Origin of the sequence: Acinetobacter towneri DSM 14962 = CIP 107472 (genome assembly GCF_000368785.1) — a bacterium.
In the GTDB taxonomy this organism is placed as follows: domain Bacteria; phylum Pseudomonadota; class Gammaproteobacteria; order Pseudomonadales; family Moraxellaceae; genus Acinetobacter; species Acinetobacter towneri.
In genome coordinates this window covers 132,260-153,929 of record NZ_KB849689.1, presented here as the reverse complement: position 1 = coordinate 153,929, position 21,670 = coordinate 132,260, and the positions used below count along the sequence as shown (strand labels likewise).

The 21,670-nt window shown below is 39.2% G+C and carries 25 protein-coding genes; 9 read left to right on the top strand and 16 right to left on the bottom strand.

The window, feature by feature from the left end; genetic code table 11:
- Positions 1-51: 51 nt before the first annotated feature.
- On the top strand, positions 52-831 hold the full coding sequence (locus F947_RS05070) for a ferredoxin--NADP reductase (protein ID WP_004972950.1): 780 nt from the start codon (positions 52-54) through the stop codon (positions 829-831).
- Between the two features lie 59 nt (positions 832-890).
- Here the strand turns inward: F947_RS05070 and F947_RS05065 are convergent, their stop codons facing one another.
- From F947_RS05065 to F947_RS05055, 3 genes are all read right to left on the bottom strand, one after another.
- Entirely contained in the window at positions 891-1,076 is a 186-nt protein-coding gene (locus F947_RS05065; RefSeq protein ID WP_004972947.1) for a hypothetical protein, read from the bottom strand.
- Between the two features lie 20 nt (positions 1,077-1,096).
- Positions 1,097-1,351: a hypothetical protein gene (locus tag F947_RS05060; RefSeq protein WP_004972946.1), complete on the bottom strand. Its 255-nt coding sequence runs from the start codon at positions 1,349-1,351 to the stop codon at positions 1,097-1,099.
- Positions 1,352-1,577: 226 nt separating this feature from the next.
- Positions 1,578-2,198, bottom strand: coding sequence for a cation efflux transmembrane domain-containing protein (locus F947_RS05055; RefSeq protein ID WP_004972944.1), 621 nt, complete (start codon positions 2,196-2,198; stop codon positions 1,578-1,580).
- A 75-nt stretch (positions 2,199-2,273) separates the two neighbouring features.
- On the opposite strand from F947_RS05055, the gene cadR reads away from it, so the two are divergent.
- A complete protein-coding gene (gene cadR / locus F947_RS05050) occupies positions 2,274-2,675 on the top strand; it encodes a Cd(II)/Pb(II)-responsive transcriptional regulator (RefSeq protein WP_004972941.1) in 402 nt (133 codons plus the stop codon).
- Positions 2,676-2,724: 49 nt separating this feature from the next.
- Here the strand turns inward: cadR and arsH are convergent, their stop codons facing one another.
- The 3 genes from arsH to F947_RS05035 all read right to left on the bottom strand — a co-directional run bounded on the left by arsH (position 2,725) and on the right by F947_RS05035 (position 4,882).
- Positions 2,725-3,429 carry an arsenical resistance protein ArsH gene (gene arsH, locus F947_RS05045; protein ID WP_004972939.1) on the bottom strand — a complete coding sequence of 235 codons (705 nt, stop codon included), beginning with the start codon at positions 3,427-3,429 and terminating at the stop codon, positions 2,725-2,727.
- 72 nt (positions 3,430-3,501) lie between these two features.
- The gene (gene arsB, locus F947_RS05040; RefSeq protein ID WP_004972938.1) at positions 3,502-4,560 is read right to left on the bottom strand and encodes an ACR3 family arsenite efflux transporter; all 1,059 of its coding nucleotides are present in this window, start codon (positions 4,558-4,560) and stop codon (positions 3,502-3,504) included.
- Positions 4,561-4,564: 4 nt separating this feature from the next.
- Positions 4,565-4,882, bottom strand: a complete 318-nt coding sequence (locus tag F947_RS05035) for an ArsR/SmtB family transcription factor (RefSeq protein WP_004972936.1) — start codon at positions 4,880-4,882, stop codon at positions 4,565-4,567.
- Positions 4,883-4,980: 98 nt separating this feature from the next.
- Here F947_RS05035 and arsC point away from each other — a divergent pair, with 98 nt between their 5' ends.
- The 3 genes from arsC (at position 4,981) to F947_RS05020 (ending at position 7,313) form a co-directional block, all read left to right on the top strand.
- A complete protein-coding gene (gene arsC, locus F947_RS05030) occupies positions 4,981-5,409 on the top strand; it encodes an arsenate reductase (glutaredoxin) (protein ID WP_004972934.1) in 429 nt (142 codons plus the stop codon).
- A gap of 224 nt (positions 5,410-5,633) precedes the next feature.
- Positions 5,634-7,016 carry a prephenate-dependent tRNA uridine(34) hydroxylase TrhP gene (gene trhP, locus F947_RS05025; RefSeq protein ID WP_004972932.1) on the top strand — a complete coding sequence of 461 codons (1,383 nt, stop codon included), beginning with the start codon at positions 5,634-5,636 and terminating at the stop codon, positions 7,014-7,016.
- A gap of 27 nt (positions 7,017-7,043) precedes the next feature.
- Positions 7,044-7,313, top strand: coding sequence for a YfhL family 4Fe-4S dicluster ferredoxin (locus F947_RS05020; RefSeq protein WP_004972931.1), 270 nt, complete (start codon positions 7,044-7,046; stop codon positions 7,311-7,313).
- Between the two features lie 236 nt (positions 7,314-7,549).
- Here the strand turns inward: F947_RS05020 and ahpF are convergent, their stop codons facing one another.
- The 7 genes from ahpF to F947_RS04985 all read right to left on the bottom strand — a co-directional run bounded on the left by ahpF (position 7,550) and on the right by F947_RS04985 (position 15,730).
- Entirely contained in the window at positions 7,550-9,115 is a 1,566-nt protein-coding gene (gene ahpF / locus F947_RS05015; RefSeq protein WP_004972929.1) for an alkyl hydroperoxide reductase subunit F, read from the bottom strand.
- A 216-nt stretch (positions 9,116-9,331) separates the two neighbouring features.
- A complete protein-coding gene (locus F947_RS05010; protein ID WP_004972927.1) occupies positions 9,332-10,249 on the bottom strand; it encodes a hypothetical protein in 918 nt (305 codons plus the stop codon).
- Between the two features lie 56 nt (positions 10,250-10,305).
- Positions 10,306-11,433 carry a toxic anion resistance protein gene (locus tag F947_RS05005; RefSeq protein ID WP_004972925.1) on the bottom strand — a complete coding sequence of 376 codons (1,128 nt, stop codon included), beginning with the start codon at positions 11,431-11,433 and terminating at the stop codon, positions 10,306-10,308.
- Between the two features lie 30 nt (positions 11,434-11,463).
- Positions 11,464-12,255: a hypothetical protein gene (locus F947_RS05000; RefSeq protein ID WP_004972923.1), complete on the bottom strand. Its 792-nt coding sequence runs from the start codon at positions 12,253-12,255 to the stop codon at positions 11,464-11,466.
- A gap of 213 nt (positions 12,256-12,468) precedes the next feature.
- A complete protein-coding gene (gene rnk / locus F947_RS04995; RefSeq protein ID WP_004972920.1) occupies positions 12,469-12,873 on the bottom strand; it encodes a nucleoside diphosphate kinase regulator in 405 nt (134 codons plus the stop codon).
- A gap of 163 nt (positions 12,874-13,036) precedes the next feature.
- Positions 13,037-14,290: a serine hydroxymethyltransferase gene (gene glyA / locus F947_RS04990; RefSeq protein ID WP_004972918.1), complete on the bottom strand. Its 1,254-nt coding sequence runs from the start codon at positions 14,288-14,290 to the stop codon at positions 13,037-13,039.
- Between the two features lie 177 nt (positions 14,291-14,467).
- Positions 14,468-15,730, bottom strand: coding sequence for an alpha/beta hydrolase (locus F947_RS04985; RefSeq protein WP_004972916.1), 1,263 nt, complete (start codon positions 15,728-15,730; stop codon positions 14,468-14,470).
- 251 nt (positions 15,731-15,981) lie between these two features.
- On the opposite strand from F947_RS04985, the gene F947_RS04980 reads away from it, so the two are divergent.
- The 3 genes from F947_RS04980 (at position 15,982) to F947_RS04970 (ending at position 18,092) form a co-directional block, all read left to right on the top strand.
- Positions 15,982-16,680 (top strand): exonuclease domain-containing protein, encoded by a 699-nt coding sequence (locus tag F947_RS04980; RefSeq protein ID WP_026438378.1) that lies wholly within the window; start codon positions 15,982-15,984, stop codon positions 16,678-16,680.
- Between the two features lie 109 nt (positions 16,681-16,789).
- Positions 16,790-17,506: a hypothetical protein gene (locus F947_RS04975; RefSeq protein ID WP_004972912.1), complete on the top strand. Its 717-nt coding sequence runs from the start codon at positions 16,790-16,792 to the stop codon at positions 17,504-17,506.
- Positions 17,507-17,723: 217 nt separating this feature from the next.
- Entirely contained in the window at positions 17,724-18,092 is a 369-nt protein-coding gene (locus F947_RS04970; protein WP_004972910.1) for a hypothetical protein, read from the top strand.
- A 114-nt stretch (positions 18,093-18,206) separates the two neighbouring features.
- Here the strand turns inward: F947_RS04970 and F947_RS04965 are convergent, their stop codons facing one another.
- Both F947_RS04965 and F947_RS04960 read right to left on the bottom strand, forming a co-directional pair.
- Positions 18,207-18,425, bottom strand: a complete 219-nt coding sequence (locus tag F947_RS04965; protein ID WP_004972907.1) for a hypothetical protein — start codon at positions 18,423-18,425, stop codon at positions 18,207-18,209.
- Between the two features lie 532 nt (positions 18,426-18,957).
- A complete protein-coding gene (locus tag F947_RS04960; RefSeq protein ID WP_004972905.1) occupies positions 18,958-19,155 on the bottom strand; it encodes a hypothetical protein in 198 nt (65 codons plus the stop codon).
- Between the two features lie 434 nt (positions 19,156-19,589).
- Between F947_RS04960 and F947_RS04955 the strand changes: the two genes are divergently transcribed.
- Positions 19,590-20,321: a Fic family protein gene (locus F947_RS04955; protein ID WP_004972904.1), complete on the top strand. Its 732-nt coding sequence runs from the start codon at positions 19,590-19,592 to the stop codon at positions 20,319-20,321.
- A 96-nt stretch (positions 20,322-20,417) separates the two neighbouring features.
- Here F947_RS04955 and F947_RS04950 read toward each other — a convergent pair whose 3' ends face one another.
- Complete coding sequence (locus tag F947_RS04950; RefSeq protein WP_004972903.1) at positions 20,418-21,632, bottom strand: DcaP family trimeric outer membrane transporter; 1,215 nt, start codon at positions 21,630-21,632, stop codon at positions 20,418-20,420.
- Between the last annotated feature and the right edge of the window lie 38 nt (positions 21,633-21,670).

Genomic DNA, 21,670 nt, shown 5'->3' with positions numbered 1-21,670 from the left:
TTAGATTAGAATAGCAAGCTGTTCTAATTTGATAATTTATTGAGACCTTTAATGGCTGCTTTCAACGTCGAAAAGATTACTCACGTACACCACTGGAATGACACTTTATTCAGTTTTAAAACGACTCGCGATACCGCACTACGTTTTAAAAACGGTCAATTTGTGATGATTGGTCTGGAAGTAAATGGCAAGCCTTTAATGCGCGCTTACTCGATTGCCAGTGCTAACTATGAAGAAGAGCTAGAATTCTTCTCAATTAAAGTACCTGATGGCCCTTTAACGTCTATTTTACAAAAAGTAAAAGTGGGCGATGAATTGCTGGTTTCTAAAAAACCTACAGGCACTTTGGTACTGGATGATTTAAATCCTGGTAAAAACCTATACTTACTTTCTTCAGGTACAGGTCTAGCTCCATTTTTGGCAACCATCCGCGACCCTGAAACTTATGAACGCTTTGAAAAAGTGATTGTGGTTCACGGTACACGTTTCATTTCTGAATTGGCTTATCAAGATTTAATTCTAAATGAATTACCAAATCACGAGTTTTTCCAAGAACTTGGTATTCGTGAAAAACTGGTATATTACCCAACCGTTACACGTGAAGAATATCCAAACCAAGGACGTGTGACCACGGCAATTGAATCGGGTGAAATCTTTGAAAAAATTGGTTTACCACGTTTTAACCCTGAAACTGACCGTGCCATGTTATGTGGTAGCCCTGCATTCTTAAAAGATGTTGCAGCATTACTTGACCAACATGGTTTAAAAGAATCACCACGTATGGGTGAATTGGGCGATTACGTGATTGAACGTGCTTTCGTTGAAAAATAAAAGCTGTTGAATCTAAAAAAACCGAGCTAAATAGCTCGGTTTTTTGTCATTAGCATCAATTAACGTACACTGCGACCTTCTTGGTTAGCACGTCCTTCACAGTGTGCACCACCACCAATTACAAACCCACGCTCTGCCTGACATGAACCAATCATACGACCACTCGAATCATAAGTTGTCACTTTTGAAGCACAACCTGTCATCAAAATAGCCGCTGTTAATGCGATTAAACTAGAAATTTTCATTGTATTACCCCTCTAAAAAATTAGTCTTGTTGCAGTGAAATCTGCGAATTATTTGGTATGGTTGGCAATAAACCCGTGCGCTCATCTACTTTAGAATAGTTAATGCCTTGTATGTTGGCACCACCATAACACACAGCTTTAGCCCCCAAAATAAAGCCCTGTGTAGCGACACATGAACCAATCACTTGCCCTGCAGTATCATAAGTCACTACTTTAGAACTACAGCCAGCCAAAGCAATCAGGCTTGCTATAGAAAATAATTTAATTAGTTTCATTTAACCCTCAATTTAAAAAAAATTAAATATTATTCATCGTGTAAATTATTTTTAAATACATCAATTTATTTTTAATTTTAGTTATATATTATTTTTTGTAAATAGCAATTTGGAATAACTTATCGTTATTTTTACTTCAAATTTTAAAATTATTGCGACTACAAAAAATTAAAAGCACTCCATCTAAATCACTCAAATCAGATGGAGTGCTTTTTACGTTTATTCTTTATTCTGGTACATTCATTCTTCGTTCAGCCAAAGCTTGCTGAATCACATGATACCCCGCTGTTAAGCCCAAACTCGCCATAATCACGGCTACCACAAGATCTGGAATCAAACTACCCGTACCAAATACACCCACTGCCGCCAAAATAACTGCGAAATTACCAATCGCATCATTACGGCTACATAACCACACCGATTTCATATTCGAATCACCATCTCGAAATGCATATAAAATCAATGCAGTAACCACATTGGCTAATAAGGCGATGATCCCAATAATACCCATGGTTATGGCTTCAGGTGGAATACCCTGTATATAGGCATAGATAACCTTGCCCATCACCACCACACCAAACAAGGCCATCGTGATGCCTTTGACCAAAGCCACAGTAGCACGCCAATACAAACTTGCACTTAACACCGCAAGTGAAATCCCGTAATTGACAGCATCTCCAAAGAAATCCAGTGAATCTGCCCATAGGGATGATGAATGGGCATAGGCACCACCTATCAACTCGATAAAAAACATGCTGAGATTGATCACCAATGCAATCCATAACGCGGTTCTATATTTACTATTCGGTTTGATTGGCGCAGGTTCATGACTACACGTACATGCCATAGACACACCTTCTTTCAAAATGAAACTGTTTCGATTATGCTCATTTAAAACTATAGACTTAGTCCAAGGTCAAGTATGGCACAATATTTAATTCATGAATTAGCTAAAAAAGTTGGAGTCAGCACAGATACAATTCGTTTTTATGAAAAGAAACACTTACTCACCCCAAGCTTTCGTGCCGAAAATAATTATCGCTATTACAACGATGAGGCACTCAAGCGTTTGATTTTTATTAAGCGTTGCCGTGCTTTAGATATGAACTTAAAAGAAATTGAAGCCTTAATTGAATTAGAAAAACAGCCGAAACAAAACTGCTGCGCTGTGAATGAATTGATTGATGAACATTTAAGGCATGTAGAAGATAAAATTGCCGAGTTGCAGCATTTTCAGCTACAACTTCAGCAACTTAGACAAGCCTGCACCACGCAAACAACCATTGATGATTGTCAGATTTTAAAGCGACTTGAAGCCGAATAATCGCTCTCTAAGCCTTTTGTAATGCAGTATTTACGTATCTAAAATTGGATTATAAACACTTCTGATTAACACGCTTCGATAGCTGCTCGGCAGTTTCCACACGTTCAGAATAACGATCTACCAAATATGCTGCTTGCCCGCGAGTCAGCAAAGTAAATTTATATAACTCTTCCATCACATCGACAATACGGTCGTAATAGCTAGACGCTTTCATGCGGCCATCTTCCTCAAACTCTAAAAAGGCTTTAGGAATAGAAGACTGATTGGGAATGGTGATCATCCGCATCCAACGTCCTAAAATACGCAATTGATTGACGCTGTTAAATGACTGCGACCCGCCACACACTTGCATTAAAGCAAGCGTTTTACCTTGTGTGGCACGAATTGCGCCCGCGGCAAGCGGAATCCAGTCAATTTGTGCTTTGAAAATCGAACTCATTGAACCATGACGTTCTGGGCTACACCAAACCATACCTTCTGCCCACGCCAACAATTCATGCAGCTCTTGAACTTTGGGATGTGAAGCATCGCCATCTTCAGGTAAAGGCAAACCTTTGGGATGGAAAATTTTTACCTCAGCGCCAAAGTGCTCCAAAATTCTGCCCGCTTCCTGTACCGCCAAACGACTATAAGAACGCTCACGGTTTGAACCGTACATCAATAAAATACGTGGCGGATGGTTCAACGGCTTTGCCTGCACCTGTTCAAAACTTGGTGTAGGCAATAAATCTAAATCAATATTGGGTAATACCATGCTGCATACTCTTAAAACTAAAATGGGCAACGCATGCCCATGTTTTTATCTTAAACCTCAAAATGAAGAAAATTACTTTGAACTGACAATCGACTCATTTTGATAAAACTTTTTACGCAGCCATAAAGACACACTCACCAAAGCAATCAACACAGGCACTTCAACCAAAGGGCCAATAATCGTGGTAAATGCAACGGGAGAAGCCAAGCCAAACGTTGCAATGGCAACAGCAAGTGCTAATTCAAAATTATTCCCTGCTGCGGTAAAGGAAATGGCGGTCGTCCGTGGATAATCATTGCCCATCCATTTGCTCATAAAGAAGCTAATAAAGAACATGGCAACGAAGTAAATAATCAATGGAATGGAAATGCGTAAAACATCCATCGGCAAGCTCAGTACTTCTGCGCCTTTTAGTGCGAACATCGCCACAATGGTAAATAGCAATGCCAACAGACTAAATGGGCTAATTTTGGGTAAAAAAGACGTTTGATACCAATCTAAGCCTTTGCTTTTCACTAAAATCAAGCGTGTTAAAAAGCCCATCAAAAAAGGAATACCCAAATAGATTAAAACAGCTTGGGTGATTGTCCAAAAACCAACATCAATCACTTGTCCTGCCACGCCAAAATACGGCGGCAAGAAACTCAGAAACAGCCATGCATAAGTACTAAAGAATACAATCTGAAAAATACTGTTAAACGCAACTAATGCAGCCACGTATTGGTTATCACCACAAGCCAAGTTGTTCCAGACCAAGACCATCGCGATACAGCGTGCCAGACCAATTAAAATCAAACCTGTCATATATTCAGGATAGTTTTGCAAGAAAATAATCGCCAAAGCGAACATCAAACACGGAGCAATCAACCAGTTTTGTACCAAAGACAACAACAAGGTTCGGCGGTCTTTAAACACTTCTGGCAAAGCTGCGTAATCGACTTTTGCCAATGGTGGATACATCATCAAAATCAAACCAATCGCAATGGGAAGATTGACTGTTCCCACACTCATTTGATCTAAGCTTGCCGATACTGCAGGAAATACCACGCCAATCGCAACACCTAGCCCCATGGCAATAAAAATCCATAAGGTCAGATTACGATCTAAAAAAGAAAGTTTGGACTGTGCCATGTGCTTACTCGCAATGTGTTGCAATTGTAGGGTTGATGTGCGTCATCGGGCTGACATCTTGCTGCGCGATAATATTTAAAACAGCAAACGCCCATTCGGGTAAATCTGGGTTCAAACGGTAATACACCCACTGCCCCTGACGTTGATCTAGCAAAATAGATAAATTCCGTAACAACGCCAAATGACGTGATATTTTCGGTTGATTTAACTGCAATTGTTCTGTCAATTCGCATACACAAATATTGTGTTGAGCCATCACCAATTTCAGAATGTCCAGTCGGGTTGGGTCTGACAAACATTTAAAAAAATCAGTTTGATTCATTTTTTATCTGCACTTCAATATTAACTATTGCGAATATACGCATATCCATATATAAATGCAATATTGAAATTTTATCGACCTAAAACGAGTCACTACGCATGAGCAACACCATCAAAATTTTTCATAACCCTGCCTGTGGAACGTCACGCAATACTTTAGAATTAATTCGTAATACAGGACAAGAACCTGAAATTATTGAATATTTAAAAACCCCACCTACACAAGCTGAACTTACTAGCATGATTCAACAAGCAGGTTTAAGCGTGCGCGATGCAATCCGCAAAAATGTAGAACCATACGAACAGTTGCAACTTGAAGGTAGCTCACACAGCGATGCGGAATTAATTGCATTGATGGTCGAGCATCCGATTTTAATTAATCGTCCATTTGTCGTGACCGAGTTAGGTGTGAAACTGTGCCGCCCTTCTGAACTGGTCTTAGACTTGCTCACTCAACCACAATTAAAAAGCTTCAGCAAAGAAGATGGTGAAGTGGTGATTGATAAACATGGGCAACGTGTACGTTAACACGCTTTCATCCATCAGAAATTGATTATAAGCAATCTGTCAAATTGGTGTTGAAAGTCCCTTCTCGTGCGTTTTGTATAGCTCAGGATGAGGAACTTTCTATATCAAGATTAGCCCCAGCGTTTCAGCATAAGTTTTCTTCTGAATCCCGAGCTATTTACTAGGTTGAATCCTAAATTTAGATTCATACAATAAAGCCATATTTCTGCTATTGCTTTTTGATCATGACCATTTCCCACGTCACCGAACTTCTCTCTCCTGCTGGTTCTTTAAAAAACATGCGCTATGCCTTTGCTTATGGTGCAGATGCAGTCTATGCAGGTCAGCCGCGTTACAGTTTGCGCGTGCGTAATAACGAATTTGATCATGAAAACTTAGCAATTGGTATTCAAGAAGCACATAAATTAGGCAAAAAGTTTTATGTGGTGGTGAACATCCAACCGCATAACAGCAAACTCAAAAACTTTATTCGTGACCTAGAACCTGTGGTTGCCATGCAACCCGATGCGCTGATCATGTCTGACCCAGGTCTGATTATGATGGTGCGTGAAAATTTCCCCGACATGCCTGTACATTTATCGGTACAAGCCAATGCGGTGAACTGGGCAACGGTGAAATTCTGGCAAAATATGGGTTTAACCCGTGTCATTCTTTCGCGTGAATTGTCGATTGATGAAATTGAAGAAATTAAAAACAACGTGCCTGGCATGGAAATTGAAGTATTTGTGCATGGTGCGCTGTGCATGGCCTATTCAGGTCGTTGCATGCTTTCAGGCTATATGAATAAACGTGATGCCAACCAAGGCGCATGTACCAATGCCTGCCGTTGGGAATATAAAATTCACGATGCAAAAGAAGATGAAACAGGTGACGTAATTCCTGTCAAAAATCTTTCTGAAACTGCCGATGCAGATGAACAACACATGCAGGCACAGCATCAATTTAACGAGCCTGTGTTATTACAACGTAATGACGAAGATATGTTTGCTGCCGAAGAAGATGAACACGGCACTTACTTTATGAATTCTAAAGATTTACGTGCAGTGCAGCACGTTGACCGTTTAACTAAAATGGGCATCCATTCACTAAAAATTGAAGGTCGCACCAAATCTTATTTCTACTGCGCACGTACTGCACAAATTTACCGTAAAGCCATTGATGATGCACTTGCAGGCAAACCATTTGACCCTGCATTAATGACTCAATTAGAAGGCCTAGCTAACCGTGGTTATACCGAAGGTTTCTTGCGTCGTCATGTGCACAGCGAATACCAAAACTACGAAACAGGTTCATCAAGTTTTGATCATCAGCAATTTTGTGGTGAAGTCTTAGAACGTAATGGTGACTACATTAAAATTGATGTAAAAAACCGTTTTGTAGTGGGCGATTCTCTAGAATTGATGACGCCACAAGGCAATATCTATTTCACTTTAACTGAAATTAAAGATAAAAAAGGCAATCTGATTGAAGATGCCAAAGGTTCAGGGCATATTGTAGAAATCCCTATACCTGCAGATGTCGATATGCGTTATGCCCTGCTGATTCGCAACTTACCAAATTCGACTGCAGATATTTCTGCCTCATCGTTGGCTTATCAAGCCAACTAAGTGGCAATAAACTAAGCGAGTATTGCGATGGCACTCCTGATTACCGACCAATGCATCAATTGCGATATGTGCTTACCCGAATGCCCGAATGAAGCAATTTATGAGGGCGAGAAGGTATATGAAATTGATGTGGCGCGTTGCACAGAATGTGTGGGGTTTTATGACTATCAAACCTGCGTTTCAGTCTGCCCAATTGAATGTATTATTCCGCATCCTGAGCATGTCGAAACCAAAGAGCAGCTACAGGAAAAGTTTAATCAGTTGAATTTATTTGGACAAAATAATAAGGCTAATTAGACTGAAATGAATCTAACTGCTGTAAATCAAACTGGATGTTAAAAATAAAAAAAGAACTGAGTTGTTAGCCGACTCAGTTCTTAAAACCAAAAATAGAATAAATAAACTTTTAATACTGTGCGATAACGCACTTTACTGAACATAGCGCCTGAGTATTGGGGAACTCAGGCGCTATCTTTTTAGCGAATACAATTTAAGGATGGTTAATCCGCGTATTCAGATGTATTCGTTCAGACTTATTGACCTGAACGGATGATGTAATCAAATGCTGAAAGTGATGCTTTCGCGCCTTCACCTGTTGCAATGATGATTTGCTTGTACGGTACAGTTGTACAGTCACCTGCCGCAAATACACCTTTTACATTGGTTTCATTGCGCTCATTTATCACAATCTCACCACGATTCGTCAGCTCTACTTTTGACTCTTTTAAGAAGTCCGTATTTGGTAATAAACCAATTTGTACGAAAATTCCTGCAAGTTCAACAGTATGCTCAACATCTGTCGCACGGTCTTTATATTTCAATGCAGTCACTTGTGCGCCATCACCAATCACCTCAGTCGATAATGCATTGGTAATTACAGTAGTATTTGGCAAGCTGTTCAATTTGTTTTGCAAGACTTGGTCTGCACGTAATTTAGTATCAAACTCTACCAAAGTCACATGCTCTACAATCCCTGCAAGGTCAATCGCTGCTTCTACACCTGAGTTACCACCACCAATCACTGCAACACGTTTGCCTTTAAACAACGGGCCATCACAGTGTGGGCAGTATGCCACGCCGCGGGTACGGTATTCTGCTTCACCAGGTACATTCATCTCTCTCCAACGTGCACCTGTAGACAAGATCACCGTTTTCGATTCAAGTGTTGCGCCATTTTCCAAAGTCACTTCGACCAAACCATTGGCAGTTTCATCAGCACCTTTAATGGCAGATACTTTTTGTAGATTCATAATATCGACATCGTATTCACGCACATGCGCTTCCATTTCTGCCGCAAACTTTGGACCTTGTGTTTTTTGGATAGAAGTGAAGTTTTCAATATCCATGGTATCCATCACCTGACCGCCCATCCGCTCAGCCACAATACCTGTACGAATACCTTTACGTGCTGCATAGATTGCAGATGTATTCCCTGCAGGGCCGCCACCAATTACCAAGACATCAAACGCCTCTTTGGCATTCAGTTTCGCTGCATCTTTGCTCTCAGAATCTGTATCTAATTTAGCTACAATTTCTTCCAAAGTCATACGACCTTGACCAATGTGGTTGCCATCTTGGAATACCATCGGCACAGCCATAATTTTGCGCTGCTCAACTTCTTCTTGGAAGAATGCACCATCAATCATGGTTGCTGTTGTGCCAGGGTTGTAAATCGCAATGAGGTTCAAAGCTTGTACTACATCTGGACAGTTGTGGCAGCTCAACGATACAAACACATCAAAGTGAGATGAAAGATTCAATTCTTTGATTTGCGTTAATACTTCATCCGATACTTTTGGTGCATAACCAGAAGTTTGCAATAAAGCCAAAATTAATGAAGTGAACTCGTGCCCCATTGGTAAACCTGCGAAGAATACGCGCGGTTGCTCACCTACTTTTGCAATCCCAAAACTTGGTGCACGTGCGTTGTTACCGTCAAAACGTGCAGTAACTTGTGGCGAAAGTGCTGCAATTTCTTCAACCAATTCTTTAATTTTGGCAGATTTATCAGAACCATCTAAAGTCGCGACAAGCTCGATTGGGCTTTCAAGACGTTCTAATAAAGTTTTAAGTTGTGTAGAAGTATTTTGGTCTAACATGGCTAACGTCTCCAAGGGAGTAAATTTATTTGTTGATGTTATCTTACGAAAAATAGTTACATAGGGGAAACGGTTTATTTTTATATTTATGATCGTTTTTTTAAATGATAGTGAGTTTCAAGCTTACTATTTCATTTAAAATACCTAAAGCTATTCAATTTAGACATTAACATAAAAACTGAATGTCTGCCTTAAGCAATTGAGCCTAATCATTTTTTATTCAAGTTTTTGTTGAATCCGCAGAATACGCTGCTGTAAATGTCGCGATAAAAACCAGAGTACCGCAGACAGTATTAACATAAGCGCCATAACCGCGAGATTCATATAATAAACCAGCGTATTTAATTGCTGTGCTTGCTGCACTTGCTTATGTACGCTTTGCGCCATAGGCGTTAAAGCTTTGCCATAAACTTGCTGCTGCATCGTCCATAATTGTTCAGGTTTAAATCCATAATGTAAAAATTGCGGATCTTGCTGCTCTGCTTTGACCAAGGTCAACACTTGCGGAATGGCTGCATCTTTATCTGCGGGATGATGCATCAATGCCGTTTGCGCCAACAAATAGGCTTTAACAGGCGCTGCCATTTCTGCATTTTGTAAATAACGCGCCAATTCACTTTCTTGAATGTGCTTTTCATAATGCACAATTTTGGCATATACCTGCTGCGTATCATCTTGTCGGTCATGCTGAACATAACTCAATGCCGACCAAAGTAAAATAAAACTCAGCAACCAAGCTACAAATTTCAAAACAAAGGACTGAAAGCGAATATAAAAAAAACGAATTTTCTTGAGTAGATGAACTAGAACGAATGCACCAATAAATGACACCGACAGTTTTAAAATCAACCAACCCAACCAGTTCAACAAACTGAAAAAATAATCAGGTTGCTGCCCTAAATTTGCCAAAGTCGCATCGACACTTGCAGGCATGTGTAATTGCTGAACTTCAGTGCTTAAACCAAAGAAGCTATAAATCACATCTTGCTGAATAAAAAAGCCAATTGCCGATATAAGCACCACCGTCATAGACAGCACAGCCAAAAAACTGAGCTTTTTTTGACGCTGCTGTAATGCCACAACACCTGTTTTTAGCTGCTGTGGCTGAATGGCATATTCATCAAGTGGGGGCAAATCCGACTCCTTATCAGGTAAATTTCAGATTAAATGAAGTCATTGTCAAAATGCATTTATTGACCAGACTGTTGACTTGAACCAATCACCAATTGATTCAGATTCTCCTGTAAGGCTCGCAAACGCGTAGTCGCTTCTGCACGTTTTTGCATGCCTTCTTTTTGTACCTGGATCACATCGTTCACTGTTTTAATGAGGGTATTTTGTACGTGTTCAAGGGTTTCAATATCAATCACCGAACGCTGATTGGCTTTGGCAGTATCAACCGAGTTTTGATGCAATAAATCTGCATTACGGCGCAGCAATTCATTGGTGGCATCATCAATACTGTTGGCCAGTTGCACACTGTTTTTCTGCTCATTTAAAGAAATCGCCAAACTAATCTGGTTTTTCCACGCAGGTAAGGTAATGTTTTTAATCGCATAAAATTTATCGACCAACATTAAATTATTGGACTGGATAATCCGAATCATCGGCAAAGTTTGCATGGCAGATTGTTGCAACACCTGCAAATCACTCACCCGCTTTTCTAAATTATTAGCAAGATGATTGAGATCATAAATTTTTTGAGTCGTGGTCTGATCCTGCGGCTGCGCGGAAAATTCAGAAATTTGCTGCTGAATTTCCTGCTGTTTTAACTTACCTGCTGCAATATAAATCCCCAATTGTTTATATTCATCTTGCACACCACGAAACATTTTATCCAGTGTATCTACACGGTTTTTTAAACCATTTTGTGAGCTTTCAATTTCTGTGACCAGACTATCAATTTGCGCTTTGGTGCTGTTAAAGTTTTGATCAAAACTTTGTTTAGCGCCTTTTAACTTATTGAATAAACCACCCAAAAAGCCACTGCTTTTGTTTGGATTTAAAATACTGTTGGTATTTAACTGCTGTGCAACCTGCACCACCTGATTCAGCTTTTGCCCTGTGACATCCAAATCCTTATTTTGCACCAAACCTAAAAGCTCATCGGTATAACTTGACGTTTTAGTGGCGATATTTTTGCCATATTCTGCAACCGAATGATGGCTAAGATCGCTTAATTCTTTACGCGCAGCCAGCACCTCCTGAAAGTCATCAGGCTGTAAGCCAATTTCCTGCAAATTGAGTTGCTGAAATTGTTGCTGAGTCTGTTCATCACTCACTTGCACAGCGACGTTGCGTTGTTCAGAAGTTGTCATATTTCGCCTCTATCTAATCAAAACCATGCCTTATGATTGCGCAGGTTTTTCTAAGGATTTTCTTAATGTCTTAATTAAATGCTCACGACTTTGATCCAGCTTTTCTAGCTGACTGTGTGAGCCACTTTGCTGACTTTGTTTGACATGATATTGCCATGCAGGAATGAGTACCTGCTGCGCTTCTTTAAAGCGATCTAACAAACTAAAAGAGAGTTGCTGTGAAAGTTGCATTTGAGTAATCGCAATATCATTACTACTTTGCAAAGTCTTTAAACTATAAATTTTCTTGGCCAGTCGTTCGCTAAAATTATCCAAAGGATGCTGATTGCGCACAAATCGTGGATATTCCACTAAAAACTCATCGGCAGCTTGAATGTATTTCGCCATTTGCTCACGCAAACCAACCAACTGCTGAAAACGTGATTGTGATTTCTGAATTTCGATTTGCAGCTTTTGGCTTAAACGATCTGCTTGTCCTAATAAATGATCTAGGTTTTTATAATATTGCACTTGCCCCGCGCCATATTCCAAATCTATGCCTAGCCACTTTTGTAGTGCATTAAACTTACGTTGCTTTAACACTTTTTTAGATTTGCCAAGCGCCTGAATCAACTGCTCAATGGTCACACTCAATTGCTGAGTTAAATGTGGATCCACCCCATCCAATAAAACTGACTGCGCTTGAATCACCTGATCTGCATAATGATTTAGACGATATTGATCATTCAACAACGGAACTAAATCATTGCGTTGAATCGCCAAAAGCTCTGCACGATCCACCGTAATCTCTTGCAAAGGCAGTAACACTTCAAACTGAGCCATAGACCATCACAACCCTCTTTACATGATTTTATAGTACGTGTTTTTCGGCTAAGGTCATGTAATATTTTGCAATTTTTTATTTCGATCTGCTTAAATGCTTTTTTATAGATTCGCATAACATCAGTCACAAGATGCCTGATTCAAAACACCAGTGCATAAAAAAGCCATGATCAACATGGCTTTCAATGTTCCTAACGCAGGATGATAAACAGATTATAAATAATCGCCTTCACGCTCTGGCTGATACAAAATCTTCTCAATTTTGACTTTCATCATATGACCATCGGGCTGTGGCCATTCAATTTCCTGACCTTCAGCTAAACCTAAAATGGCAGTCCCGACAGGTGCAACCACATTCACCTGCCCTTTCTCACCTTTAAAGTCATGCGGATAAACCAAGGTAATTTCAGTCGGTTCTTTTGCAGGTGCAATGGTAATCAATGCGCGGGCATTCATGCTCACCACATTATTCGGTACATCTTGTGGCGCAACCACTTCAGCACGTGCCAATTCATCTTCTAGATGTTGCATCGTTGGCGTCAATTTAGGTTGATGCTCAAGCATCGTTTCCAAACGGTGCAAATCTTGTTCTGAAATAATAATCTTTGGTCTAATCATTTACTTTTATTCCTGTCATTCCGACAATACTGTCATCATCAGCTTGCCTACAATCATATTCAATACGCTTAAGTTATAACAGAAATTCAGCTTATTGAACGAAAAATCAATTTTTTACATCCATAAAAAAAGCCCCCTTGAGGGGCTTTTCTCAAGGCTGTGCTTATTTTGCGTAAACTGGGAATTTCGCGCAAACAGCTTCAACTTTTGCTTTTACAGTATTAATTACAGCTTCGTCACCTTTGCTGTCAAGAATGTCTGCAATCCAACCTGCAAGATCACGTACTTCTGCTTCACCAAAACCACGTGTAGTTACCGCTGGAGTACCGATACGGATACCAGAAGTTACAAATGGAGAACGTGGATCGTTCGGTACAGAGTTTTTGTTTACAGTAATGTGCGCAGCACCTAACCATGCATCTGCATCTTTACCTGTAATATCTTGCTTGATTAAAGAAAGCAAGAACAAGTGGTTTTTCGTACCACCAGATACTACATCATAACCACGTTCAATAAGAACTTCAGCCATCGCTTGCGCATTTTTAACAACTTGTTGTTGATACGCTTTGTATTCAGGCGCCATTGCTTCTTTAAAACAAATTGCTTTTGCTGCAACTGCGTGTACCAATGGACCACCTTGGTTACCAGGGAACACAGCAGATTGTAATTTTTTCTCGATCTCTTCGTTTGCTTTCGCAAGAATTAGACCAGAACGTGGACCACGCAATGTTTTGTGTGTAGTAGTAGTCGTTACGTCAGCAATTTGCACAGGGTTCGGATATACACCAGCAGCCACTAGACCTGCTACGTGTGCCATATCTACAAATAAATAAGCACCAACTTTGTCTGCGATGTCGCGGAAACGCTGCCACTCTACAATTTGGCTATACGCAGAGAAACCCGCAACAATCATGCGTGGTTTGTGTTCAAGCGCTAAACGCTCAACTTCTTCGTAATCAATTTCGCCAGTTTCTGGGTTTAAACCATATTGGATAGCGTTATATGTTTTACCTGAGAAGCTTACTTTTGCACCATGAGTCAAGTGACCACCATGTGCCAAGCTCATACCTAACACAGTGTCGCCTGGGTTAAGTAAAGCTAAGTAAACTGCAGAGTTTGCTTGTGAACCAGCGTGTGGTTGAACGTTAGCATAATCTGCACCAAAGAGTTCTTTAGCACGGTCAATCGCCAATTGTTCAATAATATCTACGTATTCGCAACCGCCGTAGTAGCGTTTGCCTGGGTAGCCTTCTGCATATTTATTGGTAAGTTTTGAACCTTGAGCTTCCATTACTGCAGGTGAGCAGTAGTTTTCAGAAGCAATTAACTCAATATGAGCTTCTTGGCGCGCATCTTCATTGGTGATCGCTTGAGCTAATTCTGGATCAAATTCGGCAATAGAAATATTGGCAAACATTAGCGAGGTCCTATTAATTTAGGGCTTTTAAGCCGTGCTAAGATTGGCGCGTATTGTAGCATAAAGTTTGTGAACTGAGAGAATGAACTTTGCTCAGTTTTACATAAAAATAGCTCATGTTTCAGATAAAACATGAGCTATTTTAGGTCAAATCAATCTTTATCGTAATTCAACAACTTATTGAATAGGCATTAGTGATTGAACATCTTTGACAATCTCATCCATATTATCCACATACACCGAACCATGATCCCATTTTTGCTCTACAGGTAAATCCTGATCAGTGACGTAATGAATTTTAGTTCCCATCCCTTGAGCTGACTGAACCAAGTAATCCGTGACTTGTTTCGGTACAGTTGGGTCAGCCGTTCCTTGATAAATAAATATAGGCGTACTGATTTTCACTTTTAATGGCTGTGAACCATTGGTTAAGAAATCTTTAACTTCAGGGATGGTCGTCATGAAATTCGGTTGAGTACGTGGATAACCATCCAATTTTCCATAAGTCTGTGCGTGCTCTCGCATTGGCTGAAGCATACTCCCACCTAATGCCTCATAACAGATTGACTCTGCCTGAGCAGCAAGTTGATCTGTTGGTGACACAAATATTTCAGAATATTTCAAGGTTGGAGCAGTATTTCTTAGCCCCGCAGCAATTAGAGCAGTAAACGTATCTAATGGTACAAGTGTCTGTACTTTCTTTATTACATCTGGCTCCTGAGCTGCTTTTTGTTCACCACCCGCCAATACCAACGCTAAATTTGATGCAGGTGCGATAGCTATGGCACCCTTATAATTTAACTGCGCACGCGATGCATACTGTGCTGCACCTAAAGCCGCATGTCCACCCTGTGAATGTCCAACTACACTCCAGCGCGTTTCTGCAGTATTACCCAAAAGCTTGTTTGCAGCGACAACAGCATCTGTAATCGAATAAGCTGCACTTTTTAAATTCAAGAATGGATGTAATTCTTTACCACTCGGTTCGCCTAAACCTTCGTAGTCGGGTGCAACAACGGCATAACCTGCTGCCAATAGTTTAGCAATGAAGTACTCATTTCCATTTAAACCTTGACGACTTGGTGCACACGCATCTGCCACGCCTGTTGTGCCATGCGCCCAAACTACAAGTGGCCATCCGCCCGCAGGCTTAACTGTTTGAGGGGTAAAAACAAGTGCAGTTGCCTGAGTTTCCTGTCCATTTACCCCTAACATTTTATAAGTCATCAATGTTTTAGAGGCACTTACTGTATCTAAAACATTATTCGCATTGGCACCCTGATCTAAATAAGGCTCTGTTTTCACGACAGGGGCACTAAAATTATATTTCGGAATGCCATCCTCAATAACCACAACACTCGTATCGTCATGATCATCATTACAGGCGGTTAAAAACAAACTGCTGCTGGCTAAAGCCACGCTTAACCATATTTTTTTCATTTGCTTACCCTTGTCTTCATATTCTTATTAATTGCATCCTTCGCAATCTTTATTTGTACGCTTTTTTATCGTATCAGGCAAGATTTCAACAATTAATATGCAAGTGTATTTTATTTAAAATTAAACACTTACGGTAAAAATCAGTAAATTGATCACATATACAAGTGCCTATTAAATTTCAATTCAATTTGTCATACGCAGCGGCTAATGTTAGATTGCATTTTTATTGAATGACGCAAGCGAATCAGGACATGCAGGCAATTATTCTCGACACTGAAACCCATACTTTAAATGGACAACCCATTGAGATTGCCTACGCCCCCATTCAAATTCAAGATGGCAAAATCAGTCTAGATAAAAGTCAAATTTTCGATCAGTTATATCAAGTCGATGAGCCGATTTCATTCGCAGCGATGGCGGTGCATCATATTTTAGAATCGGATTTAATTGATCAACCGCATTACAGCAGTTTTGAATTACCTGCCGAAACCACCTATATCATTGGGCATAATATTGATTACGATATTCGCGCTTTAGAAAAATGTGGTGTGGATACTTCTAAAATTAAAGCCATTTGCACTTTAGCACTTGCACGTCGTGTATGGCCGAATGCTGAAGCACACAATATTTCAGCTTTAATTTATATGATTACCAAAGGCAGCGAAAAAGCGCGTGATATGATTAAAAAAGCGCATCGTGCCGATATGGATATTATTTTAACGGCCAATATTTTGATGCACGAAGTTCATCAATTACAAATTCAAAGTATTGAAGAACTCTACACTGCCTCAGAAGAAGCACGTATTCCACAAATTATCAATTTTGGTAAACATCGTGGTACGGCAATTGCTGACCTTCCTGCCGATTATGTGCAATGGTTATTAAGACAAGAAGATTTAGATCCTTACTTACGCAAGGCGCTCGAAAATACCAGTATTTTGACTTTATAAATGTTTCAAGTGAATCTTATTGCATTTACCTGTCATAAATTATTCATATTATTGTAATTTTCAAAGTCTATGCTTTGCCTTAATTTATTGGGGAAATAAATTAAGGCTCATGTTTAATTATCAAAAAACTCAACTCGGTCTAGATGCATTACAACAGCGCACACGTGATTTAAATGCACGTCAACGTCGTTTATTGGTACTGATTGGTACTGAAGATTTTGATTTACTCGGAGATCAGTTCAAGCAACGTCTTGCACCACCTGAATTGATTGAACAGCTATTAGATATGCACCTGATTGCCCCTGCTGCGCTTGAGCAAGACACTTTGCAACACCAAGAGCAAACGGCTAACATTCTGCTGCAACAAGAGCAAGAGCCATCATCTACCACTTTACACACAGAAATTCATAGCCAACTTGCAAGCAGCACCTCGCAAGCGCATGCTGAAAGTTTGGCAGAACCAATCCACACCCAACATCTTCAAGTAAATTCAGTTCCTGCATATTTAGAAGCACGTGTTGCAGCTGCCATCAATACAGAACAGCCCGCTGAACAACCTGAACCCCAAGCAGAAATACAGCCTGAAATTACCGCTTTGAGTTTTGAAGATGTAAAATTTCTCATGATGGATACTTTGCAGCGTCATTGTGGATTAATGGCAAAACAACTGATTCAGCGAATTTTACAAGCTCAGGATATTCGCAGCTTAAAACTCTGCCAAATGCAATGGATTACCTCTTTACAAGAAACTCGTTTGCCGCCAAAAGCACTCAATCAGATTTTGCAGCAAATCAATCACTCCCTACAAAAGCTTAATCCGACTTAAAGCTTAGATTTTTTTACTTAGTTTTAAGTCTTTTTAACAATTAAAACCATGCTCAGGGATATATGGATTAATTTATTTTTATTACTTTTCAACACCTTAAAAACACATATAAACCTTAGATCCATTATTCCTATAAAAGCTAAGACTTTAGCGGCATAGCCCCGACTGATAAAAATCAGCGATATAGTATTTTCTAGAATTGTTGAGGCACAGGGTTATGATGAATTATGCATTTTTTTTAGCGTTTGATGCTTATGACAATCCAATGCAACTCAGTAAAGTTGGCAATTGGGTGATTACCTTTTTAAGCCCAAAAGATCAGGAAAGCCAAATACAGTTAGCGATTACCAATGTGTTGCCGCGTCAAATTTCAGCACATTTACAACCGCGACGCATAGTGATTCAACAAAGTACAGATGCCCAGCTCTGGCAAATCTTGCAAATTGAATGTTTTGATAGTCAAACCAATCAAGAGTTGAGTTTTCAACCCGATGATGACATTGGGCAAGCGGTCATTCAAAAAATTATTCAAGAGTTTGATAAATACGATGTAAATATCCAACTTGTAGAAGATCAGACGGTTTAAAGCGATATGTTTTACACTTAATGAGCACTTTATTTACGTGTGCTTTAAAAATCCTGCGCACAAAAAAGCTCATCGAAATGAGCTTTTCTAAAAATAAAGTAGTCTCACAAATATTTACTCCAACACACGGAAAATACTATCAGACTCGCGGCTTTCAAACAAAAGTTCGATGCTTGGTAAAATCACTTCACCTTCCACAATAATGTGTTCAATTTTGTGAAATAGTGCCAAACCCGCTGCCAATGAAGTTTCTGGGATATTACGTAGCAATGCTTTTGCTTCGTAAATATGGCTAAACTGGTCTTTAACTTTAATATCGATGATTTGCGTCATTGTTGTTCCCTTTTTCTTGACGGAAATTTTTTATACCATAGCTTATAAATTTTTTAAAAAAGTGAGTTGTTAGATTGTTTGACAATGTAGTATTTTTTTAAACTAAATTTAAATTATCTAATAAATTCAAACACATATTTTTTAAAATTTTATTTACAACTTACAAAACCACAGTAAATTTGCTTGTTTTTCATTCTAGCACAGAAAAAACTCGCATTGCTGCGAGTTTTTTTATGTTGGAAGGCTAGTGCTGATTTTATTGTTTGAACAAGAGTTACAAACTCAACGAGCTGTCATTGATCCGTCCAACTGCATCGTAGCGTCTATTACATTGAATGACCTACTGTAGTTTTAATATAGTGAAACTTATTTTTTGCTGCAATAGCCCACTACATTTCAACACATTCACACAGCAAAATTTCAATTGATTTAATTTTCAGTTACGGCATAATTTTATGCGGTTAAAAGCTCCAGCTTTGCGATTAGCTTCTGCATAACTTGGCGATACTTTCAAATAATAAGAAGTCGACGATTATTCAATTAACTCAATTTCATAATCAACATCTTGCAGCATATCTTTATTGTATAGCTTTACCATTGCTGTTGCTTCAGCATAATCGTAGAACAAACCTTCTGCGACGGCTTTACTGCGAAATTCCGTGGTACCAATTTCATTATCATGCGGAACAAAATATAAGTTTTCTGGAATGAGTTTAACGATATAGCCCACGAAGCTGCCCTCAGATTTTTCAGTTTTAAAATATGTGAGTTTTATATGCTGAAAAACGTGATCAGGCTATGGCAAATAAGATCGAATGTTTATCTTAATTTTTTATATACTTTTCAACTATTTTTTATATTACAGTTCAATGCTTATATACTAATTTGGTGCGCTCAGCGCGCACCAGAAACCATTAGTAGGCTATTGATAGTATTTAACTTTTCATACTTAAAGATTTTATTTACCGTATTAAATACCGTAAAAACTCTAATCAGATGTATGACATCAAATGCCTAATGATTTTATTTCCCACATCCATGATTTAGATCTATCTCATTATTCTATCATATTCAATCTCTCATCTATGATACGCTATATCATTACGTTTTTAGATGCTCCGTTTTTCATGTATCATTAATTAATTAAGATTCAGGGTTCAGGGCATGTTTGAAAGTATTGATGATTTAAAGAAAAAATTAGATCAGCATCGTCCTCTTGCTCCTGCAATTGTAAAAAATTTACAAGAAGATCTTATTATCCGCTGGACCTATCATTCCAATGCAATTGAAGGTAATACCCTCACCCTGCTAGAAACAAAAGTAGTACTCGAAGGTATTACTGTTGGTGGAAAGGCATTAAGAGAACACTTCGAAGCGATCAACCATAGAAATGCAATTTACTACGTTGAAGATATCATTCGGAAAGAGGAGCCTTTTTCTGAATGGCAAATTCGTAATATCCATCAGCTTATCTTAAAGAATATTGATGATGATAATGCTGGACGTTATCGTCAGCAAAATGTCCTGATATCAGGTGCTACGTCTACCCCGCCTGATTACACGTTATTAAATGACAAGATGACTCAATTAGTAGACTGGTATAATAGTGAAGCACATAAGCTACATCCAATTGAACGTGCAGCCAAAGTACATGCTGATTTTGTTGGCATTCATCCATTCATTGATGGCAATGGTCGCACGTCACGTCTTTTGATGAATCTTGAACTATTAAAAGCAGGCTATCCGCCTTGTGTGATTACAGTAGAAAATCGTTTGGCTTACTATGAGGCTCTTGATCAATGGATGGCATATGAAAAGACTGAAGCTTTTATTCAATTGGTTTCGGACGCAGTAATAGAAGGATTTAAACCCTATCAAGTTGTTCTAGATCTCTAAAATAAAAATTAGCTTGTACGATAATATCAGACATATGGACAAGGAAAAGCCCTTGCCCATATTCAATTTAATTAATCTTTTAGTTCATATCAATGTCTAAAAATCATATTTCGCCATCATTTCTAGACGGCTATCTTCGCCTTCTCGATCATTAACAGTATTACGCTTACCATAGACATATTCCACACCCAAAGTCAGCGGTTTATAAGGTTTGTACATCATATTTATCCAGCCTTGTTGTAGCTTTTTATTGGCAGTGTCATTGTTCTTATCATAAATTAGAGCACCATAACCCAAAGTACTTCTCAGCTTTTCATTAAAATGGTAGGTTGTACCCACTTGAAATGCATTATAATCAATTAGTTCAATCTCATTTCCCTCTTGGATATAACGTCGATTATCTGAAGTTGCCAACAATATTTTATTATCTCCGGATACATGTGAGTAATTGGTATTTAATAATAAGGATGGGGTAAATTTATAACGCAGGCCCAACGCAGCCCCCCAACCCAACTCTGTTTTATCATCAATATCACGTAGACGTACTTCCTGTAGCAGACCACGTGCAGTGATTAAACCATCTCCTTCGGCAAAGTCATACTTCACCTTACCTGCAAGTAACGGCAGACGATTCTCATCATTGCCTTTTTCCAGACTTAAGAAATACATGGTCTCTGCATTAATCGGCTGAGAGTAACGTACCATCGGATTACGGGTAGTCCCACCGCCTAAAGCGGTATTAAAGTCCAGCATTTCTGGTGCTGTCTCGGTTGATAAGAAGGTTGACGTCGTCTGACCAATCAGCCAGCGGTCATAATTTAAATAAACATGACGAAGACGCACCGTATCCTTATTCTCGCCGCCACGAAAATCGACTTCAATTTTACCTTTCAGTGACTTTTCATCTAAAGGCGTACTAAAATCCAAACCAATGCGAGTCGTGGTTAGCGTGCTATCAAAACGGTCTTCAGTTGCTCTTTTATCAGCTGCGTCCTCTAATGCAACAGTATGCGGGCTATTAAAAATCCCCTTTGCACCTTCAAATTGATACGCCATGTCGGCACGGATAAAGCCGTATAAGTTGACAGTTGCCCCTGATTTCGATTGCCAGTTTTTAAACGATGTTGACGGTTGAGTTACAGGTGCTTGGCTTTCTGGTTGTACAGCATTTGTTTGTTTTAAAAGTGCTTTTAACTCGGCTACTTCTGATTTTAACTGCTGTATTTCTGCTTGCGTCACTTGTTCCGCATGTGTGCCCGTCGCATATAAACTTGCACATAAAACTGCATAGCTCAGTAATTTAATTTTCATATGTTTCCTCTTTAATTCATATCCTTATTGCATAAAAA